This is a genomic window from Desulfuromonas sp. AOP6, from assembly GCF_009731355.2.
Classification (GTDB): Bacteria; Desulfobacterota; Desulfuromonadia; order Desulfuromonadales; family SZUA-540; genus SZUA-540.
Genome location: NZ_AP022810.1, coordinates 932,594 through 958,740 on the forward strand (window position 1 = coordinate 932,594; position 26,147 = coordinate 958,740).

A 26,147-nucleotide genomic window follows, 5' to 3' on the forward strand; every position below is an offset into this window, starting at 1 on the left:
CTGACCAGCGTAAAGCCGGCTCAGCTGTGGTCGCTCTTCTTTTCTTCGCTGATCTCCATCAGAGTGCCGACATCCATGATCAGGCTCACTTCACCGTTGCCGAGGATGGTGCAGCCGGAAAAACCTCTGACATGGCCAATGTAGTCCGACAGGCCCTTGATGACCGTCTGCTGCTGGCCCAGAATTTCGTCAACGAAAACGCAGATGCGGTTGTCCTGGTATTCGAGGACGATAAGGATGCCCTGGTCAAGCTCAAAGTGATCCGGTTTCTTGCCCAGTACCTCATGAAGACGGATAACAGGGAAGAAATTTTCGCGCACACGGGCGAGTTCCTCGCCGTCGGGGGTGATGGTGATGGCTGAACTGTGCGGGCGGAAGGCTTCCTTGATGGAAAGGATGGGGACAATGCATCTCGTCTCGCCCACCCGCACCAGCATGCCGTCGATAATCGCCAGGGTCAGGGGGATGCGCAGGGTCATGCGCGTGCCAACGCCAGGCTTGCTGTAGACCTCGACCTTGCCCTTGATCTTTTCCAGGTTCTGCTTCACCACATCCATGCCGACGCCGCGGCCGGAGATGTCGGTGATCTTTTCCGCCGTGGAGAAGCCCGGCTGAAAAATCATATTGTACACGACTTTGTCGCTCAGGTCCGAACCGTCTCCCTCAATCAGGCCATTTTTGATGGCCTTGGCCAGGATTTTTTCGCGGTTGAGACCACGGCCGTCGTCTTCGATGGTGATCCAGACCTCGCCCTCCTCATGACGGGCCGACAGCTTAACCGTCCCTTTTTCGACCTTGCCCGCCGCCCGGCGCTCCTCGGGAGGCTCAAGGCCGTGGTCGAGGGAGTTGCGCAGCAGGTGAACGAGGGGGTCGGTGATGGTCTCGATAACCGTTTTGTCCACCTCGGTTTCTTCGCCGAAGAGCTTCAGTTCCACCTTTTTGCCCGATTTGACCGAGAGGTCATGGACCAGGCGGATCATGCGGCGGAAAAGACCGGAGACGGGGATCATGCGGATGACCATAGCCATCTCCTGCAGCTCCCGCACGAGCTTGCTCATCTGCTGGGCCGCCTTGTTGAAGTTCTCCAGCTCCAGGCCCTGCAGGTCCGGGTTGTGAATCAGCATGTTCTCGGCGATGACCATCTCGCCGATGAGATTGATGAGGTTGTCCAGTTTTTCCAGATCGACACGGATGTCCTGCCTCTTTACGGCTCCTTTTTTCTCCCGACCCTCCTCGGTCGCCTGGGGTGTCTTCTTTTTCTGCTGTTCCTCCACGATGGCCGCCACCTGCTCGGGCCGGACCTTGCCCATGTCCACCAGAATTTCGCCGAGAGGCTTTCTCTGGCTGTTGACGGCAGCCTCCACCGTCTCGCTGTCGACCAGTCCCCGTTCGATGAGCATCTCGCCCAGGCGTGGACTGAGGAGTTTTTTCAGGCGATCCAGGTGCTCCTCAAGGCCGTCGATGCGACCGCTCCCTTCCTGGGCGACGTTGGCGATGGCGTCCCGCAGCACATCGACGAGTTCAAGGAGTACGGCGGCAGTCCCCCCTTCACTGAGATTGCTGCCTGATTTGGCCTCGTCGAGGACCGTTTCCATCTGGTGACTGAGTTTTTCCATGTCGCCGTAACCAAAGAAACCGCAGTTGCCTTTGAAACTGTGTACGTGGCGGAAGAGATCGGCGAGAACGTCCCTGTCTTCGGGGTTTTCCTCCCAGGCCAGCAAACCCTGTTCAGCATTCTGCAGCAGCTCGTCGGCTTCCTGGACAAAACGCTCGATCATTTCAGCCGTCAGCACCATCTGCAGGTCGAACTCGGCGTTTTCGGCGGGCTGCCCGGCCTCGGACGGCGCCTGCTCGGCGGAGACGTCTCTGCCGCCTCCTTTGGCCAGGGTGATGGCCTCTTCCAATCGCGAACCCATGACCTCGGCGGCCTCAGCCATGGCTTCGTCCTCGTAGGAGTTTTCCACGTGCTCCAGGGCCTCTTTGGCGAAGTCGCAGGTTTCGCACAGCAGGCTCACGTGGGCGGTCTGCAGCTCGATGGTGCCGGAGCGGACCAGATCAAGAAGATTCTCGGCGGCGTGGGCCACGCGGGTGATGTGATTGAACTCCAGGAAGCCGGCGCTTCCCTTCATCGAATGAAAGAGCCGGAAGACGGCGTTGATGGTCTTTTCATCGCCGCCGCTGTTGCCCAGTTCGATAATGGTCGGTTCGAGCTGCTCAATCATGTCCCGGCTTTCCTGGACAAACTCCTGGATAATCTCGATCTGGTCGGCTGAAATTTCGGAACTCATGGGTCTCCTCATGGCTCGCCGGGGTGGCCGGCGGTTTAATATCCTCCACCAGATAAAGGTGAAGGGAGGGGGCTTTCTTGTGAAGAGCTGGCCCCGAATGGCGTGCCTGTCACATGCCTGTGGCACATAAATGCTTGTCCAGGCGTCGCCGTGGGGGAATTTCTCAGGCTTCAAAGTGTATATTCTGACATGTGAATGTCTGGCTGGGTAGTTTTAAGCAAAAAGCTTGCCGAATTTTGAGACAAGTCGGCGCGGCCTATCAAGACCCAGAGCCGGATGGTTTGACAGAAGATGTCTCCATGAAGGCATCATGCGCCACCGGCGAAGTCAAAAATATGACTTTCCGGATGCCGGCCGCGGCAGTGACAGTGTCGCCGGCGAGACATGCTTCCCGTCGATCGGGCCTTTGCGGTCCTGTCAACCCTGTTGGAACGCATTTTGCTCTTCTGGGGCAGGCGTAACCTATGCGCGTCGTTGAGGGGAGTGGGAATGTTCAATCGCATCCTGATTTTTAGTGTCGTTCTGGTCCTGTTCACGGGGGTCGTCGCGCAGGCGGCAGTGGAAAAGAACCGGATACCTCTGTTGGAAATGAGTAAAACCGCCGCTCCAGGCTTCACCCGGATCTCTCTGCTTTTCCCGGAAATTCCCGAGGCGCGGGTCAGTACTTCGGGCCACCGGGTGGATCTGCTGCTGCCAGGAGCTTATATTCCGCCGACCTTCAGATCCCTGCCTCTTGACAGCGAAATTGTGGATGTCCTCTTCGGCGAACGCCAGCAGGAAGCCATTCTCTCCTTTCTGGTGCGACGGGCGGTGCGGCGGGTCGAAATAACCTCTGATCGCCAGACCCGGCAACTTCATCTGGATATATTCTGGGTGACCGATAACGCCCGCGCCCGTCCGGCTATTGCCTTTGGACTGCCAGGCGGACCGGTCCTCGATGCCGGCAGCGCCAGTGGCCGCAAGGGCGTCTCTTCACCTTACACGGGCCGCTGGCCCTCCTTTTTCTCTGAATACGAGACGCCGCTGTCTTTTCCTCTCACCCCCGGCTATTCCTTGCCGCCTTTTCCGTTGTCGGCGTTGGGAGAGGAAAAGCCCTTGCCTGCCGCGCTGACGGAGATTGTCGAGAAGGGTCGGGAGAGGCTCTGGGGGGCGGCTTTAACCCTCCTGGAAGGACCGGGCGGTTCCCTGGTGCAAGAGACCGACCCCGAACTGTTTCGACTGCTGCGGGGGGAGTTGCTGCTGCGGTCCGGGCGTCCCGTCGAAGCGGCGGCTTTGCTTGAGCTTGCCATGTCGGGTTCGGCAGACTCTCTGCGCCGCTTCCTGCGGGTGCAGGCCGAGGCAGCGGCGGGCGAGCCCTATAAAGCGGTCCACCAGGTGCGTGACGACGACCTGGGTCTGTCGGAGCAGAGCCCTCTGCGACCCTATCTTGAACTTTTTCGTGCTGAACTCGATCTGGCCCTGGGACGTCTGGAGACCGCCAGCAATCGCCTCGCCGCCGCCACCTCCAAGTTTCGGGGACCGGCCGAGGCACTCCTCCGTCTGCGCCAGGCCGATCTGCTCTTTGCCCGTGGCGAAAGGGCCACGGCACTGAAGACCTACAGGGAGCTGGCGCAAAAGGGGATTTTGGACCACCATCGTTCCTTTTCCCTCTCCCGCTATGCCCAACTGCTCTACGAGCAAAAAGAATATGCTGAGGCGGCGGAGCAGTATCTGCGGTTGGGGTTGAGCCTTTCTGGGCAGTCCGGCGAGGATTTGGCCTATTTCGCTGCCGCCCGGGCGCAAGTGCGGGCGGGGCGTGGGGAGCCGGCCCTGCTGCAGCTGCAGAACATTGTCGACACCTTCGCCGGCCAGGAAGGGGCCTGGCGGAGCCAGTTGCTGCTGCACGACCAGCAGGTGGCCGCCGCCGGGGACGAGACGTCGATGGCCCGGGCCGCTCGCGGGTATCGACAGCTGGCAGACCAGATCCCTTATCGGGAGCTGCGGGAAGAGGCGACCTTCAAATACGCCCTGACCGAATATTTAAGCGGCCGCAAGCTGGAAAGCGTGGAAACCCTGCAGGTTCTTCTGCGGGACTACGCGGCAGGTCGTCTCAGCCGGGAGGTCAGTGCTCTTATGGCAGAAGCCCTTCCCGGCGTGGTGCGGGAACTGGTGGCGGACGCACACTATGTCGACGCCCTGGTGCGGGTGGAGCAGAACCGCGAGCTGCTGCTGGCCGCCCAGGTGGGCCGGGAATTTCTCCTTGAACTCGGCGGCGTTTTCATGCAGCTCGGTTTCTGGGATCGGGCCGCGCGCCTCTATCTGTTTCTGCTCGATTATGACGAAGTGGCTCCTGGTGTCGAGGTCGCTTACCTCCCTCTGGTGCAATGTTTCCATCGTCTGGGCGATCTGGCGCGGGTGGAGCGCTATGTCTCCCAGTACGGGGAGCGCCATCCCAGGGGCAAGGATGCCCCGGAGCTGTTTTATCTTCGCCTCAAGACGCTGGACGATGTTGGTCAGCGCCGTGAAGCCGTCGATCTGCTGCTGGCGGCCGGGCCAACAGCGCACCGCGAGACAGAGCGTCTGGCTGCCCGCCTGTTCATGTCTTTTGAGAACTATGTCGAGGTAGAAAAACGCCTGGCCCCACTTATGGACAGGAATTTGCAAGATGCCCATCCTGAGGATATTTTCCTGCGGGCAGAAGCTCTTTATCGCGATGATAAACCGAAACCGGCGCTCCCGTTTTTTACGCATCTGGCCGAGACTCTTGCTGATGCGGACCAAGCCCGTTATCGGGTAGCTCAGATCCATCTGCAGACGGGTAACCGCAGCCTCGGGCTTAAGTTTTTGCGGGAATTGGCCGAAAAGGGTCGTAGTGAACTTTGGCGTAAAATGGCCCGGGAAGCCCTGGCCATGCAACGGGAAAAATCCTAACGGCAGCCCTGTCATTTTTATGACTGCTGACAGACGCCTGATGTCATGAAAGAGAGGACGACATGTCGAATCTGGGACTATTCGATAAAACGGTAGGACTTCTTCACAAGGTGCTCGATCTTCGTGACCGGAACCAGAAGGTGATCGCCTCGAATATCGCCAACGCGGACACGCCCGGCTATTCACCGGCCCGCCTTGAATTCGAAGAACAGTTGCGGCAGGCCATCAGACATCCCGGCGTCACACCGGCGATGACCCATCCCGCCCATTTTCCCATTGGCAACGGCCGTCTGGAACAGGTGCAGGGCACCCTCATCCGCACGCCCGATCGCTCGGGAATCGGCGATGGCAATGGCGTGAACGTCGATCAGGAGATGGTGGCTCTGGCAGAAAACCAGATTTTGTATGAAGCGGCGGTACAGTCTCTCAACAAGAAGATGGGACTGTTGAAATATGTGGCCGGCGACGGCCGCTGAGGAGGTTAATGATGGACGTCTTTCAATCCCTGAAAATCGGGGCCAGCGCCCTTAAGGCCCAGCAGACACGGCTCAACACCATCAGTTCGAATCTGGCTAACATCGAAACGACACGAACCCCCGAAGGGGGTCCTTATCAGCGGCGGACCGTGCAGTTTCAGAGCGCCGACCTGAGCTTTGCGGATCGGCTCGAACAGAGCATGCGGGGTGTCGCCCAGGGTGTTGAGGTTACCCGCATTGTTACGGATCCGTCGCCGCCGCGCCTGGTTTTCAACCCGGCCCACCCTGACGCCGACGCCGAAGGTTATGTGGCGATGCCCGATATCAACCTGATGGAAGAAATGACGGATATGATGACGGCCACCCGCGCCTACGAGGCCAACATCACCACCATCAAGACGGCCAAACGCATGGCCTTAAAGGCCCTTGAGATAGGAAGGTAGGATAAGCGATGAACGACATCACTCTCGTCAGTCACCTCAAGTCTCTGCAGGGCCCCGCCGCCACCTCTGCCACCAAGGCCGAACCGGTGGGTGGTTTCGCCCAGACCTTGAAGGAAGTGCTCGACCAGACCAACCAGTCCCAGCTGAATGCGGACAAGGCCGTGGAGAGACTCCACACCGGTGAAGCCCAGAGCCTCCACGAAGTGATGATCAGCCTGGAAGAAGCCGACATCTCCATGCGTCTGATGGTACAGATGCGCAACAAGGTGGTGGAAGCCTATCAGGAGATCATGCGCATGCAGGTCTGATGCACTCAGGCTGGTCCGGATCTAATCAGAATACCTGAGAATCGGTATTTCAGGAGGTTGTTGGTTCATGGCAGAACAAAAGATAAAAATCCCTGCCGACGGGGGAGAAAAAAGGACGCTGCTGCAGAGTCTCAACGAGTGGCCTCTGTCGCGCAAGCTCAGCCTCGTGGCCGTGGTTCTCGTCTGCGTGGCGCTGTTTGCCACCCTCATTCTGCAGGCGCGGGTGGCTGACTACCGGCTGCTGTTTGCCAATCTGTCCGACAGCGACGCGTCCTCGGTTGTTTCCTGGCTGAAAGAGCGCAAGATCCCCTACCGTTTCGATGACGGCGGCCGCGCGATTCATGTTCCGGCCGACCAGGTCTACGAGGTACGTATCGAACTGGCGGGGTCAGGCATTCCCCAAGGGGGAGGCATCGGCTTCGAGCTTTTCGACAAGCAGAGCTTCGGCATGACCGACTTTGCCCAGAAGGTCAATTATCAGCGGGCTCTGCAGGGCGAGCTGGCCAGAACCATCACGTCCCTGGCGCCGGTGGAAGGTGCTCGGGTTCATCTGGCTCTGCCGGAGAAGCGCCTGTTCAAGGAGCAGCAGAAGGATGCCACCGCTTCAGTCATCCTCAAGCTGGCCAGCGGGCAGAAGCTTAAGGAAGGGCAGATTCAGGGGATCATCAATCTGGTGGCGGGCAGTATCGAAGGCCTGGAGGCCGAGAATGTCACGGTCATCGATTCAAGCGGTGGTGTGCTGTCGCGCCGCAGTCAGGAGGGACCGAGCGGTCCCATGACACCCGGTATGCTCGATTACCAGCAGACGCTGGAGCGGCGGCTGGAAGAGCGGGCGCAGTCCCTGCTTGACCGGGCCCTGGGGGTGAGTAACTCCCTGGTCAAGGTGACGGCCGAGGTCGACTTCTCCCAGGTGGAGAAAGTAGAAGAACTGTACGATCCGAAAGGTTCTGTGCCCCGTAGTGAGCAGGTCTCGGAAGAGTCCTCTGGCGGCGAAGTCAACGGCGGTATTCCCGGTGTTGCCGCCAATGTAGGCGGAGCCGCCGCCACGGCGGGCGCGATCCCCAGCAACCGCAGTTCGGAAACGATCAATTACGAAATAAGCAAGGTGATCAATCGTATCGTGGAGCCCGTAGGGACGGTCAAGGCCCTCTCCGTGGCGGTATTGGTCGCTGATCGCCTGGTGCCCGGCGCTGAAGGGGGGGCGTCCAGTTACGCGCCGCGCAATGAACAGGAGCTGCTCTCCATTGAGAATATGGTCAAAAGCGCCCTTGGCATCGACCAGGGCCGGGGGGATCAGATCCAGGTCGTTTCCATGCCCTTTGAGAGCGGTTTCGCTGACGAGATCGTTTCAACGCCGGGGCCAGCGCCTTCCCTTTACGACTACCTTCCCTATGTCAAGTACGGGCTGATCCTCCTTGGTGGCCTGCTCGCCTATCTCCTGCTGGTGCGTCCGCTTTTGCGTACTCTTAAAGGCGAAGTGACGGAACACTATAAGACGGTTGAACAGCTGGAAGCCGAATTGCTGACCCACGACACGGCCCATTCCGCCACGGTTGACCCGGCTCAGCAACTGCGTACGGCGACGATTGAAGGAAAAACCACCCCGGCTCAGGTAATCAAGACCTGGCTCAAAGAAGGTTGACAGAGGTAGGACACGGACATGGCAAAGCCGACTGTACAGTTTTTCGATTTGTCCGGCGTGGAGAAAGCGGCGATGCTGCTTCTCTGCCTGGGGGAGCGCGCCACTTCCATGGTGTTCAAAGAACTCTCCGACGCCGAGGTGAGGGCCATCAGCCGCTGCATGGTCAGTATGGAGCATGTGCCGGCACCCTTGGCGCGCGAGGTCATTTCCGCCTATGAAAAGGCGCAGGTCGAATACGCCGGCATCTTCGTCAAGGGGGATGAGTTCGTCAAAAACGCCATCTCCGAATCGGGCGATCCCAAGCGCATCGAGCAACTCATGGAACAGGTCGCCGCCGCCACGGAAAAGCGTCCCCTGGAGACCATCGCCCTTATGCAACCCCGGGTGGTGGCGAGCCTTTTGGCCAGCGAGCATCCGCAGACCATGGCCCTGATCCTGTCGACACAGAAGGCCGACCACACCAGCCGCATCCTTTCCTATCTCCCTGACGACTTGAAATCGGACGTTATGTACCGCATCGCCAAAATCGAACAGGTTTCTCCCGATGTCATCAAACATATTGAAGACGCCCTACAGCGGGAAATCGGGGTTGTTTCCGACAAGGAGCAGCAGGAGCTGGGCGGTATCGACACGGTGGTCGATATCCTGGCGCGTATGGAAAAGGGCGCCGACCGCAATATCCTGACGCGCATCGACGAGGTCGATCCCGAAATGGCCGAGGCCATCCGCAAAAAGATGTTTACCTTCGACGATCTGGTCATGCTCGACAACCCGTCCCTGCAGAAGATTTTGCGCGAGGTCGACAACGATACTCTTACGCTGGCCCTCAAGGCCGCCACGCCGGAGGTCAAGGAGAAGATCTTCAGCAACATCTCCATCCGGGCGGCGGAGATGATCGAGGAGGAGCTCGAAGCCATGGGGCCGGTGCGGCTGTCCGAGGTGGAGTCGATGCAGCAGACCATCGTCAAGATCGCGCTGCGTCTGGAAGAAGAAGGCACACTGATTATCCCGGGTCGGGGCGGAGACGATGTCCTTGTCTAAAATTTATCGCAGCACGGAAAACAGCACCTTTGAACCGATTCTCTTTGCCGATTTCGACGGCGGGGGTGGTTTTGGCATCGACGAGGCCCGAGATGAAGCCGCCATGTCATCTGAGGCGAAGACCGCCGGTTCTTCTTCGGCGGAACCGATGTCCACCCCGACTGTCGATGTCGAAGCTTTGGAGAAAGCCGCATTTGAAAAGGGACGTCAAGCCGGCCGGCAGGAGGCTGAGGCGCTGTTCGGGCAAAGCGCCCAGGCTTTGGCTGAAGCCGCAATAGAGATCAGTCAGCTGCGGGAGTCCCTCCATAAAAGCAGCGTCGAGGACATGCTGCGGCTGGTGATGGCCATTGCCGAGCGGGTGATTCACGTTGAAGTGGAAAAGCACAGCGAGATGATCGTCGACGTGATCGAAAGGGCTCTGAAGGCCGCCATCAAGGCCGATGAGTACCACATCCGGGTCAATCCCCAGGATCTGGAGGTGGTCAAGGAGAAAAAACCCCTCTTCATCGCCAGCATCAGTGGTCTCAAAAATATCATCTTTGAAGGCGATGCCGCTATCGCCCGCGGCGGCTGTCTGGTCGAGTCGACCCTCGGGCAGGTGGACGCTACCCTGGAAAGCCAACTGGCGCAGATCCGCCAGCATCTGGCCGAGCAGACAGGTCACGAGTAATGAAAGAGCTGGCCGCCTCCATAGAGCATCTCAATCTGCTCCAGGTGCGGGGCAAGGTCACCAAGATCGTCGGCCTGGTGGTGGAGGGCTATTGCCCCAACGCCTCCGTCGGCACGCTGTGTGAGCTGACCCCCCTCGATGGCGGCGACCCCGTACCGGCGGAAGTGGTCGGTTTCCGCGATTCCCGCGCCCTGCTCATGCCGCTCGGGGAGCTGCGCGGTCTGGGGCCGGGCAGCCTCATCCGCGTCTGTCAGAGCTGCGCTTCCATGGAGGTCGGCGAAGAACTGCTCGGCCGGGTGATCGACGCCATGGGCCAACCGATGGATGGCGGTCCTCCCCTTGACCTCAGCCGCCGCCTGCCCCTGTATGCCCTTCCGCCCGGTCCCATGCAGCGCAAGAAAATCAAGCAGCCCCTCGACCTGGGCGTGCGCGCCATCAACGGCCTGCTCACCTGCGGTATCGGCCAGCGTATGGGCGTTATGGCCGGTTCCGGTGTGGGCAAGAGCGTGCTGTTGGGGACGATGGCCAAACATGCCCGCGCCGATGTCAACGTCATCGCCCTCATCGGGGAGCGCGGCCGCGAGGTGATGGAGTTTATCGAGCGCGACCTGGGTGCCGAAGGTTTGGCCCGCTCCGTGGTTGTTGTCGCCACCTCCGATCAGTCACCCCTGTTGCGCATGCGCGGGGCTTTCGTCGCCACCACCATCGCCGAATACTTTTGTGGACAAGGTCAGGATGTCCTCATGATGATGGATTCGGTCACCCGTTTTGCCATGGCCATGCGTGAGGTCGGCCTGGCCGTCGGCGAGCCGCCCACCACCAAGGGCTACACGCCCTCCGTCTTTGCCACCCTCCCCAAGCTGCTCGAACGTGCCGGCAGCTTTGCCGGCTGCGGCAGCATCACCGCTCTCTATACGGTACTGGTGGAAGGGGACGACATGAACGAACCGGTAGCCGACGCCGTCCGTTCTATCCTCGATGGCCATATTGTCCTGTCCCGCGACCTGGCGGCCAAGAATCACTATCCCGCCATCGATATTATGAATTCCGCCAGTCGCGTCATGCGTGAAATCGTCGATCCCGAGCACGTCAAACTGGCGGGGCAGCTGCGGGAGATCCTCGCTACCTACCGGGAAGCTGAGGATCTCATCAATATCGGCGCCTACGCCAATGGCAGCAATCCCAAGATCGATTACGCCCTTACCCGCATCGATGCCGTCAACGACTTTCTCTGCCAGGGGATGGATGAGGCCGTGGACCTGGAGTCGACTTTGCCCCACCTGCGCCAGGTTGTGCTCGATCGCCGCGAAAAACTGCGCGGATAATTTTGCCTGCGAGGTCATGTCATGAAGACGTTCAAACTCGAATCCGTGCTGAACTATCGCCGCATTCTGGAGAACCAGGCCCAGCAGAAGCTGGCGGAAGCTTTCGAGCGGGAAGCCGCGCTCATCGCCGAAATCAATCGCGAGGAAGAGGAGTTGCGCCGGCTTTACAGCGAGCGGGAAAAGTGCCAGCAGGTGGGCATGACGGTGCATGAGATGCAGCTCTACGAAAACCGCATCAGCCACCAGGTTCAGCAGCTGGCCGCCCTCGTCGATGCTGTCGAACACTGTCGGGAAGCCATCGCCGCCTGCCGGGAGAAGCTGTGTGAGGCCAGCCGTGAAAAAAAACTGATGGAAAAGATCAAGGAAAAGCACCTGCAGGAGCAGCATCGGGTCCTGAACCGTCTGGAGGCCAAAAATCTAGACGAGCTGGCTGTTATTTTTCATTCCAAGGATTAAGTCATGAAGAGCCTCCGCTTACCGCCCTTTCTGTACGCCTCTCTTGTCGCCGCCGTTTTTCTGGGTCCCTCCCAGCTGAGTGCCCAGCCAGGGTCCCTGGACGTGCAGCCGATCCAGTCTGTCGAGGAACGCCGGATCCTCCTTTCTCTGCAGGAAGAGCGGGCTCGCCTTGAAGACAGAGACCGGCAGCTTGACCAGCGTGAAATGGAGCTAAAGTCTTTGCAGACCGAAGTCGATAAGAAGCTGGACGAGTTGAACGTTTTGCGTCAGCAGTTCGAACAGCTTCTGGCCGAAAGAGACAACCTTGAAGCTGAGCGTCTCGGAGAGTTGAGTCTGATGTACGAAAAAATGGATCCCGTCAAGGCCGCTGCCATTATCTCGACGCTCGACGAAGAGCTGGCCATTGGTATTCTGGCCGGTATGCGCAAGAAATCGGCCGGCAAACTGCTCAACAACATGGAACGGAAGAAGGCGGCCAGCTTAAGTCGCCGTTTCAGCAACATCGAACCGGAGTAATCGCCGGTTTTGAAGTGCCCCCTGACCACAGGGGGATTTGAAAAAGAAAGGAGGTGAATACGATGATGAACATGATGCCTATCGCAACAAATGGAAGCCAGCTCATGCAAGGGCGCACCGGTGCCGCCAATGGGCAACCGGCCGGAGATTTCCTTCCTTTTCTACAACAGGCACAGGGAGAAGGTCTTTCCTGGAACGGCCACGAAGCCTCCCAGGACCTCATGGCGGCTCTACTGGCTGCCGGCATGGGCGTTGTCCCAGCGTCCATGCCGCATGAAGGCTTTGCGCCAGCCGCACTGCAGGGCCAACAGTTCCTCGGTGACGGCTCGATGCTGCCAGGTCAGGATCTTCTGGCCATGGAAGGGCAGCAGAATCCTGATTTTTTATCCGGTCAGGATCTGAAGGCGGCTGCTGCAACGGCACAGTCCCAGGGCAAGATGGCCGAAGTGAACGGGGCGAACATGTCCGCTCAGGGAGACCTTCTGGATCAGGAGGCCGAATTTGACCTGAAAATGTTCATGGCCAAAACCGAAGGTGGATCAGCACAGGCAAGCGCTGGCGAAGGGAAGGGCTCCACCTCTCTGTCCGAAAGCCGTTTCGCCGAAATCCTCGGCGTCAAGTCTGTGGAGGTCAAAAGCGATACGATCGGGCCGAACAAGGAAGCAGCAGGGCACAGTCAACTCCGGCTGGCTCAAAACGGCCAGATCGAAGAATCCGTGGCTGAGCCAACCCTGTCTGTCGATGCCACTGCCGACGAGGCTGGAGAAGTTCCTGAACTTTCTCTCGGCCATAAGGCGACCATCGCCGGGGAAACAGATGGATTTACCCACAAGGGGCAGGATGCTCTGCAGGTCGATAGCGGTCGGCCATCCCAGGCTCCGGCCACGGGTCTTGAAAACAAGGGACCTGAGGTCCGTCTGAACTCCGGCATGCTGATCAGTGAAAACCGTATTGTCGAACAGACCATCGAGAAGTTTTCCCTGCACCAGGCGAAAGACGCCGGGAGCATCACCCTGCGCCTGCACCCTGAAGAACTGGGGCAGATCAAGGTGGAACTGGTGATGGACAAGGATAGTGTCCGTGCCCATCTCCATGCTCAGAGCCAGCAGGTTCAGGAGGTGCTCGAACGGCACCTGCCGCGCCTGCGGGATGCCCTCGAACAGCAGGGGCTGAAGATCGACCAGTTGCAGGTCAGCGTCGATTCCCAGCACAATGGGAACCGGGGGTCGTTTCAGCAGCATGGTTTCACCGGACATCAGAATATGCCCGCAACCCTTGCAGGATATAAGGGGACCCCGGCAGAAGTACCACCCTCAGCGCAACCCATCGCCCGACAGGGCTCGGGATTGAGCCTGAGAATCTGACAGAAAGGAGGCGAGTCAAAATAATGGCAGATATCAGCAGTATCACCGGTACCACAACCAGTCCCTCGGCTTTTTCCAGCCTGGGTGGCACCACCATGGGCAAGGAAGACTTTCTTAAGCTCCTGGTGGCCCAGTTGCAGAATCAGGATCCGCTCAATCCGCAGGACGCCACCGAGTTCACCGCGCAGATGGCCCAGTTCAGCTCCCTGGAGCAACTCATCGGCATCAACGAAGGGATCGGCGGGTTGTCGGCAGCCAGCGGCGAAGTGGAGAAACTCTCGGCGCTGACTCTGATCGGTCGGGAAATCGTCGCCACCTCCGCCGGTTTCAAAGTTGGCGAGGAAGGCTCTCTGTCCGGACGCATCGGTTATCACCTGAACGATGCCGCCGAGGAAGTGACCGTCAGCGTACTCAATGCCAGCGGGCAGGCGGTCGCCACTCTTCCTCCGCATGCGGCGTCGGCGGGGGAGAAATTCCTCGATTGGGACGGCCGTGATGCCGAGGGTCAACCTCTGCCCGCCGGTCAGTATTATCTGGTCGTCCAGGCGGTCGATGGCAACGAGGCGGCCTTGCCGGCAACGCCCCTGGTTTCAGGGACAATCACGGGGGTCGATTTTGACGCCAGGGGGAGCCGTCTTTACAGTGCCATCGGCGAGTTCCGCATGAGCGACGTGGCCTCGGTGCGGGAGATCTAGTCATGAGCGACAAGGTCTTTCTCTATCCCCGACCAATTCTCCCCCCAACGGCTCCGGCAACGCGATCGCCGGAAAAGGCAGGTGGACACCTTAAAGGACCTTCTTTTGATCAGGTTCTGCAGCAACAACTGGAACCCGCCTCAGGTCTGCGTTTTTCCAAACATGCGCTGAGCCGCATGGAAAGTCGAGGCATCCAGCTTAGCCCGGAAGCCATGAACCGTCTGGAAGAGGCGGTCAAAACGGTGGACGCCAAAGGCAGCCGCGATTCCCTGGTGCTGCTCGACCAGACAGCCATGGTCGTCAGCGTCAAGAACAGCACCGTAGTGACGGTGGTCGACAGGGACAGTCTTAAAGGAAACGTCTTTACCAACATTGACAGCGCGATTATCGCTTAACTGAACCGGTCCTCACAGAGGAGGTTCACGGAAAGCCAACCGACAGCGGCTTTCCCTCAAGGAGGATAAATCATGGGTATTTCAAGCTCTCTCTACGCAGGCATCAGCGGTCTTAACGCCAATGGCAATGCCATGAGCGTCATCGGCAACAATCTGGCCAACACCAATACGGTTGGTTTCAAATCGGGCCGCACGGTCTTCGCCGACATGCTCTCCAGCTCTATCTCCGGTTCCGGCGGCGTCTCCCAGGTAGGCCGCGGCGTCTCCCTGTCGACGGTGGACAACATCTTCTCCCAGGGCACCTTCGAAACCACCGAATCCAATACCGATCTGGCCCTGGAAGGAGAAGGTTTCTTCGTAGTCTCGGCCCCCGGCTCCGATGAAAATCTTTACACTCGTGCTGGTGCCTTTGGCTTTGATAAGCAGGGTTATCTGATCAATCCCGAGGGCTATCGCGTGCAGGGCAATCCCTATGACGTGGATGGCGCCACTCTGCTCTCCACCTTGGAAGACATTCGTGTCGATGGCACCTCCACGGTGCCGGCGCAGGCGACTTCCGAGATCACCCTGAGCAATAACCTCGACTCCAATTCAACCATTATCGGTGCGTTCGATCTGACCGACCCGCAGGGGACGTCCAACTATTCCAGTTCGATCCAGGCCTACGACACCCTGGGCAACACCCACCTGCTGACGACCTATTTCACCAAAACCGCCGATAACAACTGGAGCTGGAATACCGTGGCTCTCTCGAACGAGGTAACAGCCCCGGCCACGACACCGTTGGTCTCCGTCGGCTCCGGCACTTTTACCTTCGATACGAACGGTGCCCTGACGGCACCAGCCGTCGGCACCCTGACGCTGCCGGCCTGGATCGGAGGATCGGCACCGGGTCTGCCCGTGGACATCAACTTCAATGCCACGCAGTATGCCAGCGATTCGGTGACCGTGGGACAGGAACAGGATGGCTATTCGGCCGGCGACCTGGTCAAGGTGGCCATCGAATCTACCGGTGACGTGGTGGCGAGCTACACCAACGGTGAGCGTGTCTCCGTGGCCCGCATCGGCCTGGCCCGTTTCGCCAATCTCGGCGGCCTGTTCAAGGAAGGGGGCAACCTCTACTCGGCCACGACCGCTTCCGGCCTGCCCAGCGATGCCTCGGCCAGCACCAAGATCTTCACCAACTCTCTCGAGCAGTCCAATGTCGACATGGGACTTGAGTTCGTCAAGATGATCACCACCCAGCGGGGTTTCCAGGCGAATTCCAAGATCATCACCACGACGGACGAGATGCTGGCCGAGCTGATCAATCTCAAGCGATAGGTGACCGCAGCGGATTTCGTGTCAAAAATATGACCAGGGGAGCGGCCAGCAGGTGGCCGCTCCTTTTTTTTGGTGACTGTTTGTCCCTGTGCTTTCGCCCTTCTGCCACCTTTCCGAGCCTGTGGGTGGAGCTGGCATGTATTGTGCTATTGCAGGTGTCTGCATGGTCTATGCGGACTTAACTTCTATCCTCTGAGGATCAAGAGATGGATCTGTCAACCATTCTCGGAATTATGGCGGCTTTTGCCCTGATGATCTCGGCGATCATGATGGGTGGCTCTATCTTTCTGTTCATCAACATTCCGTCGATCGTTATTGTGATGGGTGGCACTATCGGCGCCACCCTGGTGCATTATCCCTTCAAGAATGTTTTCCGGGCCTTTGCTGTTCTTAAGAAAGCTTTTTTTCACAAGAACGAGTCGCCCAACGAGATCATCGCCCGTCTGATCACCCTGGCCACCAAGGCTCGTAAAGAGGGTATTCTGTCGTTGCAGATGGCCATGAACGACATCGAAGACGCTTTCTTTCTCAAGGGATTGCAGATGGCCGTTGACGGGCAGGAGCCAGAGACGCTCAAGGAGATGCTCGACCGCGAGATCGAATATATCCAGGAGCGCCACGAAGACGGTGCCGACATTTTTCTGGCCATGGGCACCTACGCCCCGGCCATGGGGATGATCGGGACGCTCATCGGCCTGGTGCAGATGCTGCAGACCATGGACGATCCTTCCACCATCGGGCCGGCGATGGCCGTGGCCCTTTTGACCACCTTTTACGGCGCGGTTATCGCCAATGTCATCTGCATTCCCGTGGCCGGTAAGCTCAAGAACCGTTCCCAGTCGGAAGTGCTTCTGAAAACCCTGATAGCCGAAGGGATGAAGTCGATTCTGGTCGGCGAAAATCCCCGCATCATGGAGCAGAAGCTGCACGCTTTCGTGGCCCCTCAGCTTCGTGAGAGCAACTTCAACAAGAAGTAGGGCCCGCGCGGCCAAAGGACGATAACGTGGCGAAGAAGCCGAAAAAAAAGCCGGAAGGAGCCCCCGCCTGGATGGTCACGTACAGTGACCTGGTGACGCTGCTGCTGACCTTCTTTGTGCTGCTGCTGTCCATGGCGAGTATGGACCGCATCAAATTCAGTGCGGCGTCCAACTCCTTGAAAGGGGCTTTCGGCATTATGGGCGGGAAGCAGCAGACGGAGATCGCGCCGCCCGCCATCATCGATTTTTCGCCCATTGACGATGATCTCTTTCAGCGCGTCTATAAAAGGATTCTGGAGCAGCTTAACCGCCTGCGTCTGGACAAAACCATCACCCTGGTGAAGGATCGGGGTGCCATTGTCCTGCGGGTCAACGAGGCTATTCTTTTCGATGTGGGCCAGACGGAGGTCAAGCCCGAGGCCTATCCGGTGCTGCGCAAAGTGGCGGACATGGTGCGTCCCCTGCCCATGAAGCTGCGCGTGGAGGGACACACGGACAATGTGCCGGTCGCTACCGGCCAGCGAACCAACTGGGATATTTCCGTGCAGCGAGCCGTGTCGGTCCTCAAATTCCTGCAGCAGGAAGACCTCTTCCCTCTCGATCGCATGGCGGCCGTGGGCTACGGCGAGCAAAAGCCTCTCGCCCCCAACGATTCGGACGAAAACCGCGCCCTGAATCGGCGTGTCGAATTCGTTCTGGAAAGCATGGGCAAGCACCAGGAAAAGTTGCCCTATCTCATTGATGCCAAGGATCAGATGCCTTTTTAAACTGCACAAGGGAGTAAGTGTATGGCCAAAAAAGATATGGAACAGACAGAGCAGCCTGAAGGGAAGAAAAGCAAACTGCCCCTGATTCTGGCTATTGTGGGCGGGTTGATCCTGCTCGGCGGTGTCGGGGTTGGTGCCTATTTTCTGGGGGCCAGCGGGAAAGAGCAGGCTCCTGAGGATGCCGTGATCGCATCTTCGACGCCAGCCCAAAAGGCCCCGGCGGGCAAAATCGGTCCCATGGTCGACGTCTCTGGTTTCATTATCAATATCCTCGATCGTGACGAGATCCGCTATCTCAAGGCTGCCATCACTCTTGAGGCGGACAGCGAGGCGGGGGCCCTGGAGCTCCAGGAGCGGCAGGCCCAGGTCCGTGACGCCATCCTGTTGCTCGTCGGCAACAAGACCTTCGATGAACTGCGCGACCTGCAGGGCAAAATGCAGCTGCGCTCCGAGTTGATTGCCCAGATCAACACCATGTTGCAGCAGGGCCAGGTCAAGAATATCTACTTTACCGACTTCGTCGTCCAGTAACGGCTGCCCGTCGGGCATAGCAGCAAGGGGTCCTTCGTGGAACGCATCCTGACCAAAGACGAAATTGCCGAACTCCTCTCCGCCGTACGCGACGGGGATCTCGACACCGAGCTCGATTCGGAGGAGACACCGCAGCAGAAGCGGGCTGTCAGCCGGATCGATCTGGTTGGTGCCGGTGGGGCGGGGCGCTATCGCATCAATAATTTCGACATCATTCTCGATGCCTTCACCCGCAATTACAGCCTGTCCCTCTCCAGTCGCCTGCAGCGGTCGGTGACCATCAAGCGGGGCAAGCTCGACTACCTGGAGTTTGATCCCTTTGTGCAGCAGCTTGGCGACCACAACGCCATCGGGGTCATCAAACTTGATCCGCTGAAAAGTGCCGGTCTGTTCGTTTTTGATGGCTCCCTTTCCTTCTCTTTTCTCGAAGCCATGCTCGGCGGTTCTTCCGACGTCAAACCTATGGCGCTGTCCCGTTCACTGACAGCCATCGAGATGAATGTCCTGCGGGGGCTCATGCTAGACGCCTGCGGCGACATGCAGAAGGCTTTTCGGCCACTGGAAGAGCTGACGGTGACCCTGGTCAATATCGAGGCGAGTTCACGCATGGTCAACATCGTGGCCCCCGATACGGATGTCATGGCGGCTGAGTTCGATGTCACCGTCGACAAGACGCCGGGCAAGATTACCCTGATGATTCCCTTCTTTTCGCTGGAGCCTTTCCGCGAGAAGCTCAAGGACGGCATTCTGGCCATTACCTCTCTGCGCGGCGACGATTGGAAGTCTACGCTGCAGAGCGATCTGGCTCGCCTGAAGGCCAATGTCACCGGCCAGTTTGCCGAGATATCCCTGTCGGTGCGGGATATCCTGAATTTTCAGGCCGGAGACATTATTGACCTGGGCTGTGAACCGAACAGCCCCATCCGCCTGCTGGTGGAAAATAAACCGAAATTCGAGGGCATGGTAGGCGCGCGCAACGGGAAAAAAGCCGTCCGCGTCACCAGCCGGATTATCCCAGAGGGAGTGCACGATGGAAAAGACAGAGAATAAAGACTCCAAAGCCGCCGCCGCAGAGACAGCGGACGAGAGCGCCGCGTCAAAGAAAGAACTGCGCAATCTCGACTTTCTGCTCGATGTCCCTTTGCAGCTTTCCGTCGAGGTAGGGCGGTCCAAGCTGCTCATCAAAGACCTGCTGCAGGTGCGGGAGGGCTCCGTCATCGAACTGGACAAACTGGCCGGGGAACCCCTGGACGTCTATGTCAACTCGCGCCTTATCGCCCGGGGCGAGGCGGTCATGGTCAACGACAAGTTCGGCCTGCGACTGACGGACGTGGTCAGCCCTGCCGAGCGCATCGAGAAGCTGGGCTGAACACCATGCTGAGGCTTCTTTCTTTTCCCGTTCTGTGGCTCTGGCCTTCCCTGGCACTGGCTGCCGAATCTGGCAGTCTGTTGGCCTCTTCTCTGAAAATGCTGGCGGCTTTGGGCGTCGTCTTGGGGTTGGTGCTGCTGCTCTATGCGGCCAGCCGAAAGGGATTCGGTTTTCTGCCGGCCGCCAAAGGGGGGGCGATTAAGATCATCGAGATGCGTCATCTGGCTCCGCGCAAGGCCATCTGTCTGGTGGAAATTCGCGGCCGGGAGTTCCTGCTCGGTGTCGGCAGTGAACGGGTCGAGCTGCTGACGCCTCTGGGCCCTAAAGAACGGCAGCACTCTTTTGAGGAGAACCTGCGCACCGAAATCGAGAGCGGTCAATGAAGACGCGGTTTTTGTGGCTGCTTGCCATCCTGCTTTTGCTGCCGGCCCTGGTGCAGGCCGCACCGCTGCCGACCATCACCTTCGGGGTAGCCGACGCCGAAAGTCCCCAACAGGTTTCCACCGCCATGCAGGTGCTGCTGCTTCTCACCATCCTGTCCATGGCGCCGGCCATCCTGCTCATGACCACGGCCTTCACCCGCATCGTCATCGTGCTGTCCTTTGTGCGTCAGGCCATGGGGACGCAGGGGATGCCGCCCAACCAGATCATCATCGGGCTGGCTCTTTTCCTGACTCTTTTCATCATGGCGCCGGTCTACAACCAGGTCAACGATACAGCCCTGCAGCCCTATCTGGCCGAGACCATCAGCCAGGAGCAGGCTCTTGACCTGGCCCTGGTTCCCGTGCGCGAATTCATGTTCGCCCACACGGACGAAAAGGACCTGGCGCTGCTCATGGAGATCGCCAAGCAGCCGACCCCCGAAACGCGCACCGACATTTCGACCCTGAGCCTGATTCCCGCGTTCATGCTTTCCGAACTCAAGCGGGCCTTCCAGATGGGCTTCATGATCTTCATCCCCTTTCTGGTCATCGACATGGTCGTCGCCTCGGTGCTCATGTCCATGGGGATGATGATGCTGCCGCCGATTATTATTTCACTCCCTTTCAAGCTTCTTCTCTTTGTCCTGGTCGATGGCTGGGCCCTGGTGGTCGGCTCGCTGGTACAGAGTTTCTATTGACGGAAGTCCGGGTCTCAGGCGGCAGGGATGATGCCCGACCGCCTGAGAACCGCGTTCCTCGGGAAATACCATGACTCCGGAATTCGTTGTTGACATAGGCCGCCAGGCGGTAGAGACGGTTTTGCTTATGGCCGCCCCCATGCTGCTGGCCGCCCTGATCATCGGTCTGCTCATCAGTATTTTTCAGGCCGCCACGCAGATTAACGAGCAGACCATGACCTTTATCCCCAAAATCGTGGCGGTACTGGTGACCCTGCTTATCTTCGCCCCCTGGATGATCAAAATCATGCTCGCCTTCACGCTGGGCATCTTTGAAGGGCTGGCCACTGTCGGAGGCTGAGAAACGCTGTGGAACTGCCGCTCATCCCCGTGGAACAATTTCAGAGCTTTTTGATCTGCCTGGCTCGGGTCGGCGCCCTGATCGCCGCCCTGCCCGTCTTCAGCGGTGGCCAGACTCCCATGCAGCTGCGCGTCGGCCTGGCGGTGATGGTCTCTTTGCTGGTCTACCCTGTCGTCGCTCCCTACATTCCGGCCCAATCTTTTCATCCTGTCAGTCTGGCTGTGCTGGTGACGGGGGAGACCCTTTTCGGCGTCCTTGTGGCCATCATCGCTCGCCTCATCTTCACGGCAGCGGAATTCGGTGGCACCATCATCGGTTTCCAGATGGGGTTTGCCGCCGCCAACGTCTTCGATCCGCAGAACCAGCGGCAGATCGCCCTCATCTCCCAGCTGCAGAACGTCTTCGCCATTCTCGTTTTTCTGGCGCTGGACATTCACCACATTTTTCTGCGGGCCATTGTCTACTCCTATGAACTGCTGCCGCCGGGCGGTGTCGATTTCTCCGGCGAGGCCGTCCCCTACCTGATGACCCTGACCTCGGGGATGTTTGTGCTGGCGGTGAAATTCAGCGCGCCCATCCTGGCCGTGCTGCTGCTCTCCAGTTTTGTGCTGGGGATTCTCTCCAGAGTGTTCCCCCAGCTCAACGTGTTCATGATTTCCTTCCCGGTCAATATCGGCCTCTCGCTTATTGTCATGGGACTGACCCTCAATGTGCTGGTTTCGATGCTGGGACGCGAGTTCAATGCGCTTGGTGACCGTTTCATGCTGCTTTTTGAGCTGCTTTGAGGTAGGCGATGTCTGAGGACAGCGGTCAGGAAAAAACAGAACAGGCGTCGGATAAGCGGCGCCAGGAATTTCGTGAAAAAGGGCAGGTAGCCCAGAGCCGTGAAGTGCAGACGGCGGCTCTGTTGACCACCTCGCTGCTGCTCTGGTTCTTTTATGCGCCTCTTTTCTGGGGGCAGCTCTCCAAGCTGGTGGCGACCTTCTGGCGCAGCGCCGGCGATTTCGAAACGACGCCTCTGTATGTTGTCAATTTGATGACAGCCACCTTCGGCAAGATGGCCCTGATGCTGGCGCCGCCCCTCATTCTGGTGCTGGTAGCCGGATTTCTCGCCAGTTACCTGCAAATTGGCTGGCTCTTCACCGGTAAGCCCCTGGTTCCCGATCTCAAGAAGCTCGACCCTATCGAAGGGGCCAAAAAGTTCATTTCCAAACGATCCCTGGTCGAACTTGTCAAATCTTTGGCTAAAGTCCTGCTGGTCGGGGTTATCGCCTTTCGCGCCATCAGCGCCGAATTCGAACAGGCCCTCTATCTTATCGATATGGATGTCAGCGAAACGGTGCGTTACGTAGGGCGGGTCGGCGGTTTGGTCCTGCTCAAGAGCAGCGGTGTCCTTATTTTGCTGGCCGTACTCGATTTTTTGTTCGTGCGCTGGGAAATGGAACAGAAAATGAAGATGTCCAAGCAGGAGCAGAAAGAAGAGTACAAACAGACGGAAGGCGACCCCTACATCAAGTCGCGCATCCGCTCCATTCAGCAGCAGGTCGCCCGCAAGCGCATGATGGCCGAGGTGCCCAAGGCAGACGTCATCATCACCAACCCGACCCACCTCTCCATTGCCCTGGCCTACCGGCGCGGGGAGATGGAGGCGCCGCAGGTGGTGGCCAAGGGCGCCGATCATGTGGCCATGCGCATCCGCGACATTGCTCGCGAGCACAACGTCCCCATGGTGGAAAACGTTCCCGTGGCCCGGGCGCTGTACAAGGTGGAGGTCGGTCGGGAAATCCCCGAAGAGATGTTCAAAGCCGTGGCCGAAGTACTGGCCTATGTCTATAACATAAAGAGGAACAAGGGATGATAAACGTAAGCACGCTCCGCTCGATAAACTTCAAAGAGATGCTGCTGCGCAGCGACATCATGGTCGCTCTGGGCTTGGTGTCCATCCTGTTGGTGATGATCATCCCGCTGCCGGCCATCCTCCTCGATATCTTCCTCTCCCTCAATATCACCCTGGCCCTGCTCATCATGATCATCAGCCTCTATACCGCCCGGGCTTTGGATTTCGGTATATTCCCCTCGGTGCTGCTGGCCACCACCCTTTTTCGCCTCTCCCTCAATGTCGCCTCCACCCGGCTTATTCTGCTCAACGGCGACCAGGGACCGACAGCCGCCGGCTCCGTGATCGCCTCCTTCGGCCAGTTTGTCGTCGGCGGCAACTACGTGGTCGGCATTGTTGTCTTCTCCATCCTCGTGGTCATCAACTTCATGGTTATCACCAAGGGGGCCGGGCGCGTGGCCGAGGTCGCCGCCCGCTTCACCCTCGACGCCATGCCCGGCAAGCAGATGGCCATCGACGCCGATCTCAACGCCGGCCTCGTCGATGAACAGGAGGCCCGTACCCGCCGTAAGGAAATCGCCATGGAGGCCGAGTTCTACGGTGCCATGGATGGTGCCAGCAAGTTCGTGCGCGGCGACGCCATCGCCGGTATCCTCATCACCCTGATCAATATCGGCGCCGGCTTCATCATCGGCGTCATGCAGAAGGGCATGCCCATGCTGGAGGCGGCCCAGAACTACACCATCCTCACCGTCGGGGACGGCCTGGTGGGGCAGGTGCCGGCCCTGATCATCTCCACGGCGGCCGGTATTCTGGTCACCCGCACCGCCGGCGAAGGTGACTTCGGCTCGGATATCAAAAAGCAGTTCTCCCTGCACCCCCGCGCCATCTGGGTGGTCTCCGGTGTATTGCTGGGCTTTGCCCTCATTCCGGGATTGCCTTTTCTGCCCTTCATGCTCCTCTCCATCGCCCTGGCCTTTCTGGCCTATGGCATTGACAAAAAGGTCAAGGAAGCCGACCGCGTCGCTCGCCTGCCGGTCGAGCCCGAAACACGCACGGAGGAGAAGGAAGATTATGAGGAGATGTTGGCGGTGGACCTGCTCGAGCTGGAAGTCGGTTACGGTCTGATCCCCTTCGTCGACGCCGCCCAGGATGGCGAACTGCTGGCCCGCATCCGCTCGACCCGCAAGCAGTTTGCTGTGAGCATGGGTTTCATCGTGCCACCGGTGCACATCAAAGACAATCTGCAGCTCAAGCCCAACGAGTACCGCATTCTGCTCAAGGGAGTCTCCATTGCCGGCGGCGAGATGCTTCCTGGCCATTACCTCGCCATGAACCCGGGCTTGGCCACTGAGAATCTCAAAGGGGTGCAGACGGTGGAACCGGCTTTCGGCCTGCCCGCCACCTGGATCGCCGAAGACAAGAAAGAACGGGCGCAGATGGCCGGCTACACGGTGGTCGACTGCACCACAGTCATTGCCACCCATATCAGCGAAATCATAAAAAGACACGCCCACGAGCTGCTTGGCCGGCAAGAGGTACAGAACTTGCTAGATAACCTTGCCAAGAGCTATCCGAAGCTGGTTGAGGAGCTGGTCCCCAACCTGATCAGTCTGGGGGGCTTCATGCGTATCTTGCAGAATTTATTGCGCGAACAGGTTTCCATAAGGGATCTGCGCACCATCCTGGAAACGGTGGCCGACTGGGCACCCTCCACGCAGGATGTCGATATGCTGACGGAGCAGGTGCGACAGGCCCTCGGGCGGCAGATCAGCGCCCGTTATGCCCAGGACGACAATGTGCTGCCGCTGCTCACCCTCGATCGCAGCGTTGAGGAGACCCTGCAGAAAGCGGTACAGCAGACGGACCAGGGGGCATTTCTCAATATCGATCCGCGTACGGCCCAGTCCATCCTCGAAGGCTTGAGTGAGAACCTGGGGCGGTTTAGTGGAACCAGTGAACCCGTGCTTTTGTGTCCGCCAACAATCCGACCGCATGTCAAAAGGTTGACCGAACGCTATCTGCCGTCGCTGGCGGTCATCTCTCACAATGAGGTGGCCCCTAATCTTAAAGTCAGATCCATCGGAACGGTGAAATTGAATGCAAGTTAAAGTCTTTCAATCGGAAACCATGGCTACGGCCCTGAGGATGGTGAAGGAAACCCTGGGACCTGACGCCCTCATCCTTTCCACCCGTACCGTGCGTAAAGGCGGTGGCTTTTTCGGCAAGCCCCTGCTGGAGGTAACGGCTGCCATCGAGCCGGAAGCCGCCAAACCGGCCCCGAACAGGCCGGTGGCCGCTGCCAGACCGGCGCGGGCCTACGCCAGTGTCGCCGACGATATCCGCTATGAGGATATCTGGGCCGGCCGCCAGGGCACCCCGGCGGTCGAGGAGCCGCCCACCCGCCGCACCCAGGCTGCCAGTGCTCCTGTCGACACGCTGCGCAGCGAAATCGACGAGCTGCGTTCGCTGGTGCAGGGTTTCGTACGAGAGATGGCCGAGCGCAAGCCCGAACCTGCTCCGGCGGCACCACGCTGGACGGCGCCCACGGCGCCGGCGCGCAAAGGACAGGATGCCTGGCTGGCACCGGTCATGGCCGAACTCAGCGCCCTTGGTCTCGAAGACGAGGTCGCGGAGACCATCGCCCGCTATGCCGGCGAGAAGCTGACCCCGCAGCAGGTCTACAGCCCCGGTGTGCTCAACAGTTTCTTTCACGACGCCCTTACTGACCTCGTCCAGGTCAGTGGCCCGATCGTCCGTCCCGGCGAAGCCCGTCGCCTCGCCCTGGTTGGGCCCACCGGCGTCGGCAAAACGACGACCATCGCCAAGCTGGCAGCCGACTATCTCCTGCAGGGAGGGCAGAGCGTTGCCCTGGTCACCATCGACACCTACCGTATCGCCGCCGTGGAGCAACTCAAGGTCTACGGCGAAATCATGAATGTTCCCGTCGAGGTGGTCGTGCGGCCCGAGCAGCTGGAGCAGGTTTTTGCCCGCCACCGGGACAAGGACCTTATCCTCATCGACACCGCCGGCCGCAGTCCCAAAGACGATGTCAGTCTGCGCGAGCTCGGTGAATTTCTGCACCCCGATTATGCTATTGAGAACCACCTGGTGCTTTCCGCCACCACCCGCGAACGCGACCTGGGCGAAGTGATCCGCCGTTTTCAGGGGCTCGGCCTTAAAAGCCTCATGTTTACCAAGCTGGATGAGTGCGAAAGCCTGGGTGCCCTGATCAATGTGCCGACGCGCCATAATTTCCCCATTTCCTACCTGGGCAATGGCCAAAGGGTTCCTGAAGATCTCATGCTGGCCGAAGCCCGCCGGGTGGCCGGACTCATTCTGGGAAAAGAGTAA

At 59.1% G+C, this 26,147-nt stretch carries 27 protein-coding genes; 26 read left to right on the top strand and 1 reads right to left on the bottom strand.

Going from position 1 to position 26,147, the window contains the following annotated elements; genetic code table 11:
• Positions 1–20: 20 nt before the first annotated feature.
• Positions 21–2,288 (bottom strand): chemotaxis protein CheA, encoded by a 2,268-nt coding sequence (locus AOP6_RS04445; RefSeq protein WP_155875414.1) that lies wholly within the window; start codon positions 2,286–2,288, stop codon positions 21–23.
• Between the two features lie 489 nt (positions 2,289–2,777).
• Between AOP6_RS04445 and AOP6_RS04450 the strand changes: the two genes are divergently transcribed.
• The 26 genes from AOP6_RS04450 to flhF all read left to right on the top strand — a co-directional run bounded on the left by AOP6_RS04450 (position 2,778) and on the right by flhF (position 26,147).
• A complete protein-coding gene (locus AOP6_RS04450) occupies positions 2,778–5,198 on the top strand; it encodes a hypothetical protein (RefSeq protein ID WP_155875415.1) in 2,421 nt (806 codons plus the stop codon).
• Positions 5,199–5,260: 62 nt separating this feature from the next.
• Entirely contained in the window at positions 5,261–5,674 is a 414-nt protein-coding gene (gene flgB, locus AOP6_RS04455; RefSeq protein ID WP_155875416.1) for a flagellar basal body rod protein FlgB, read from the top strand.
• A gap of 11 nt (positions 5,675–5,685) precedes the next feature.
• Positions 5,686–6,117, top strand: a complete 432-nt coding sequence (gene flgC, locus AOP6_RS04460) for a flagellar basal body rod protein FlgC (RefSeq protein ID WP_155877651.1) — start codon at positions 5,686–5,688, stop codon at positions 6,115–6,117.
• Positions 6,118–6,125: 8 nt separating this feature from the next.
• Positions 6,126–6,425: a flagellar hook-basal body complex protein FliE gene (gene fliE / locus AOP6_RS04465; RefSeq protein WP_155875417.1), complete on the top strand. Its 300-nt coding sequence runs from the start codon at positions 6,126–6,128 to the stop codon at positions 6,423–6,425.
• 67 nt (positions 6,426–6,492) lie between these two features.
• Entirely contained in the window at positions 6,493–8,067 is a 1,575-nt protein-coding gene (gene fliF / locus AOP6_RS04470; RefSeq protein ID WP_155875418.1) for a flagellar basal-body MS-ring/collar protein FliF, read from the top strand.
• Between the two features lie 18 nt (positions 8,068–8,085).
• Positions 8,086–9,108, top strand: coding sequence for a flagellar motor switch protein FliG (gene fliG / locus AOP6_RS04475; protein ID WP_155875419.1), 1,023 nt, complete (start codon positions 8,086–8,088; stop codon positions 9,106–9,108).
• On the top strand, positions 9,101–9,778 hold the full coding sequence (locus tag AOP6_RS04480) for a FliH/SctL family protein (RefSeq protein WP_213194759.1): 678 nt from the start codon (positions 9,101–9,103) through the stop codon (positions 9,776–9,778). The genes fliG and AOP6_RS04480 overlap by 8 nt, the downstream gene beginning before the upstream one ends.
• Entirely contained in the window at positions 9,778–11,103 is a 1,326-nt protein-coding gene (locus tag AOP6_RS04485; protein ID WP_155875421.1) for a FliI/YscN family ATPase, read from the top strand. The genes AOP6_RS04480 and AOP6_RS04485 overlap by 1 nt, the downstream gene beginning before the upstream one ends.
• Positions 11,104–11,124: 21 nt before the next feature.
• Complete coding sequence (gene fliJ, locus AOP6_RS04490; protein WP_155875422.1) at positions 11,125–11,559, top strand: flagellar export protein FliJ; 435 nt, start codon at positions 11,125–11,127, stop codon at positions 11,557–11,559.
• 3 nt (positions 11,560–11,562) lie between these two features.
• A complete protein-coding gene (locus AOP6_RS04495) occupies positions 11,563–12,075 on the top strand; it encodes a hypothetical protein (RefSeq protein WP_155875423.1) in 513 nt (170 codons plus the stop codon).
• A gap of 62 nt (positions 12,076–12,137) precedes the next feature.
• Positions 12,138–13,439 carry a flagellar hook-length control protein FliK gene (locus AOP6_RS04500; protein ID WP_155875424.1) on the top strand — a complete coding sequence of 434 codons (1,302 nt, stop codon included), beginning with the start codon at positions 12,138–12,140 and terminating at the stop codon, positions 13,437–13,439.
• Positions 13,440–13,462: 23 nt separating this feature from the next.
• Positions 13,463–14,134 carry a flagellar hook assembly protein FlgD gene (locus AOP6_RS04505; RefSeq protein ID WP_155875425.1) on the top strand — a complete coding sequence of 224 codons (672 nt, stop codon included), beginning with the start codon at positions 13,463–13,465 and terminating at the stop codon, positions 14,132–14,134.
• A gap of 2 nt (positions 14,135–14,136) precedes the next feature.
• Positions 14,137–14,529: a TIGR02530 family flagellar biosynthesis protein gene (locus AOP6_RS04510; protein ID WP_155875426.1), complete on the top strand. Its 393-nt coding sequence runs from the start codon at positions 14,137–14,139 to the stop codon at positions 14,527–14,529.
• Between the two features lie 72 nt (positions 14,530–14,601).
• On the top strand, positions 14,602–15,852 hold the full coding sequence (locus AOP6_RS04515; protein ID WP_155875427.1) for a flagellar hook protein FlgE: 1,251 nt from the start codon (positions 14,602–14,604) through the stop codon (positions 15,850–15,852).
• Positions 15,853–16,058: 206 nt separating this feature from the next.
• The gene (locus AOP6_RS04520; protein ID WP_155875428.1) at positions 16,059–16,829 is read left to right on the top strand and encodes a MotA/TolQ/ExbB proton channel family protein; all 771 of its coding nucleotides are present in this window, start codon (positions 16,059–16,061) and stop codon (positions 16,827–16,829) included.
• Between the two features lie 26 nt (positions 16,830–16,855).
• Positions 16,856–17,596 (top strand): flagellar motor protein MotB, encoded by a 741-nt coding sequence (locus tag AOP6_RS04525; RefSeq protein ID WP_155875429.1) that lies wholly within the window; start codon positions 16,856–16,858, stop codon positions 17,594–17,596.
• Between the two features lie 21 nt (positions 17,597–17,617).
• The gene (locus AOP6_RS04530; protein WP_225897356.1) at positions 17,618–18,127 is read left to right on the top strand and encodes a flagellar basal body-associated FliL family protein; all 510 of its coding nucleotides are present in this window, start codon (positions 17,618–17,620) and stop codon (positions 18,125–18,127) included.
• Positions 18,128–18,163: 36 nt separating this feature from the next.
• Complete coding sequence (gene fliM, locus AOP6_RS04535; RefSeq protein WP_213194760.1) at positions 18,164–19,177, top strand: flagellar motor switch protein FliM; 1,014 nt, start codon at positions 18,164–18,166, stop codon at positions 19,175–19,177.
• On the top strand, positions 19,158–19,496 hold the full coding sequence (fliN, locus tag AOP6_RS04540; RefSeq protein WP_155875431.1) for a flagellar motor switch protein FliN: 339 nt from the start codon (positions 19,158–19,160) through the stop codon (positions 19,494–19,496). Before fliM ends, fliN begins: the two co-directional genes overlap by 20 nt.
• 5 nt (positions 19,497–19,501) lie before the next feature.
• Complete coding sequence (locus AOP6_RS04545; RefSeq protein ID WP_155875432.1) at positions 19,502–19,879, top strand: flagellar biosynthetic protein FliO; 378 nt, start codon at positions 19,502–19,504, stop codon at positions 19,877–19,879.
• A complete protein-coding gene (gene fliP, locus AOP6_RS04550) occupies positions 19,876–20,616 on the top strand; it encodes a flagellar type III secretion system pore protein FliP (RefSeq protein WP_155875433.1) in 741 nt (246 codons plus the stop codon). The genes AOP6_RS04545 and fliP overlap by 4 nt, the downstream gene beginning before the upstream one ends.
• Before the next feature lie 70 nt (positions 20,617–20,686).
• A complete protein-coding gene (gene fliQ, locus AOP6_RS04555) occupies positions 20,687–20,956 on the top strand; it encodes a flagellar biosynthesis protein FliQ (protein WP_155875434.1) in 270 nt (89 codons plus the stop codon).
• A gap of 8 nt (positions 20,957–20,964) precedes the next feature.
• The gene (fliR, locus tag AOP6_RS04560; protein ID WP_155875435.1) at positions 20,965–21,741 is read left to right on the top strand and encodes a flagellar biosynthetic protein FliR; all 777 of its coding nucleotides are present in this window, start codon (positions 20,965–20,967) and stop codon (positions 21,739–21,741) included.
• An 8-nt stretch (positions 21,742–21,749) separates the two neighbouring features.
• Positions 21,750–22,814: a flagellar biosynthesis protein FlhB gene (gene flhB / locus AOP6_RS04565; RefSeq protein WP_155875436.1), complete on the top strand. Its 1,065-nt coding sequence runs from the start codon at positions 21,750–21,752 to the stop codon at positions 22,812–22,814.
• Positions 22,811–24,904: a flagellar biosynthesis protein FlhA gene (flhA, locus tag AOP6_RS04570; protein WP_155875437.1), complete on the top strand. Its 2,094-nt coding sequence runs from the start codon at positions 22,811–22,813 to the stop codon at positions 24,902–24,904. The genes flhB and flhA overlap by 4 nt, the downstream gene beginning before the upstream one ends.
• Complete coding sequence (flhF, locus tag AOP6_RS04575; protein ID WP_155875438.1) at positions 24,894–26,147, top strand: flagellar biosynthesis protein FlhF; 1,254 nt, start codon at positions 24,894–24,896, stop codon at positions 26,145–26,147. The genes flhA and flhF overlap by 11 nt, the downstream gene beginning before the upstream one ends.

What these genes read in the sequence shown, in the direction of transcription:
- fliF (WP_155875418.1), top strand. Translation starts at nt 6,493, where the DNA reads ATGGCAGAACAAAAGATAAAAATCCCTGCCGACGGGGGAGAAAAAAGG.
- AOP6_RS04495 (WP_155875423.1), top strand. Translation starts at nt 11,563, where the DNA reads ATGAAGAGCCTCCGCTTACCGCCCTTTCTGTACGCCTCTCTTGTCGCC.
- fliE (WP_155875417.1), top strand. Translation starts at nt 6,126, where the DNA reads ATGAACGACATCACTCTCGTCAGTCACCTCAAGTCTCTGCAGGGCCCC.
- AOP6_RS04515 (WP_155875427.1), top strand. Translation starts at nt 14,602, where the DNA reads ATGGGTATTTCAAGCTCTCTCTACGCAGGCATCAGCGGTCTTAACGCC.
- flhB (WP_155875436.1), top strand. Translation starts at nt 21,750, where the DNA reads ATGTCTGAGGACAGCGGTCAGGAAAAAACAGAACAGGCGTCGGATAAG.
- AOP6_RS04520 (WP_155875428.1), top strand. Translation starts at nt 16,059, where the DNA reads ATGGATCTGTCAACCATTCTCGGAATTATGGCGGCTTTTGCCCTGATG.
- flgB (WP_155875416.1), top strand. Translation starts at nt 5,261, where the DNA reads ATGTCGAATCTGGGACTATTCGATAAAACGGTAGGACTTCTTCACAAG.
- flhA (WP_155875437.1), top strand. Translation starts at nt 22,811, where the DNA reads ATGATAAACGTAAGCACGCTCCGCTCGATAAACTTCAAAGAGATGCTG.
- flgC (WP_155877651.1), top strand. Translation starts at nt 5,686, where the DNA reads ATGGACGTCTTTCAATCCCTGAAAATCGGGGCCAGCGCCCTTAAGGCC.
- fliQ (WP_155875434.1), top strand. Translation starts at nt 20,687, where the DNA reads ATGACTCCGGAATTCGTTGTTGACATAGGCCGCCAGGCGGTAGAGACG.
- fliG (WP_155875419.1), top strand. Translation starts at nt 8,086, where the DNA reads ATGGCAAAGCCGACTGTACAGTTTTTCGATTTGTCCGGCGTGGAGAAA.
- AOP6_RS04445 (WP_155875414.1), bottom strand. Translation starts at nt 2,288, where the DNA reads ATGAGTTCCGAAATTTCAGCCGACCAGATCGAGATTATCCAGGAGTTT.
- AOP6_RS04530 (WP_225897356.1), top strand. Translation starts at nt 17,618, where the DNA reads ATGGCCAAAAAAGATATGGAACAGACAGAGCAGCCTGAAGGGAAGAAA.
- AOP6_RS04500 (WP_155875424.1), top strand. Translation starts at nt 12,138, where the DNA reads ATGATGAACATGATGCCTATCGCAACAAATGGAAGCCAGCTCATGCAA.
- fliN (WP_155875431.1), top strand. Translation starts at nt 19,158, where the DNA reads ATGGAAAAGACAGAGAATAAAGACTCCAAAGCCGCCGCCGCAGAGACA.
- AOP6_RS04505 (WP_155875425.1), top strand. Translation starts at nt 13,463, where the DNA reads ATGGCAGATATCAGCAGTATCACCGGTACCACAACCAGTCCCTCGGCT.
- flhF (WP_155875438.1), top strand. Translation starts at nt 24,894, where the DNA reads ATGCAAGTTAAAGTCTTTCAATCGGAAACCATGGCTACGGCCCTGAGG.
- AOP6_RS04510 (WP_155875426.1), top strand. Translation starts at nt 14,137, where the DNA reads ATGAGCGACAAGGTCTTTCTCTATCCCCGACCAATTCTCCCCCCAACG.
- AOP6_RS04545 (WP_155875432.1), top strand. Translation starts at nt 19,502, where the DNA reads ATGCTGAGGCTTCTTTCTTTTCCCGTTCTGTGGCTCTGGCCTTCCCTG.
- fliJ (WP_155875422.1), top strand. Translation starts at nt 11,125, where the DNA reads ATGAAGACGTTCAAACTCGAATCCGTGCTGAACTATCGCCGCATTCTG.
- AOP6_RS04450 (WP_155875415.1), top strand. Translation starts at nt 2,778, where the DNA reads ATGTTCAATCGCATCCTGATTTTTAGTGTCGTTCTGGTCCTGTTCACG.
- fliP (WP_155875433.1), top strand. Translation starts at nt 19,876, where the DNA reads ATGAAGACGCGGTTTTTGTGGCTGCTTGCCATCCTGCTTTTGCTGCCG.
- AOP6_RS04485 (WP_155875421.1), top strand. Translation starts at nt 9,778, where the DNA reads ATGAAAGAGCTGGCCGCCTCCATAGAGCATCTCAATCTGCTCCAGGTG.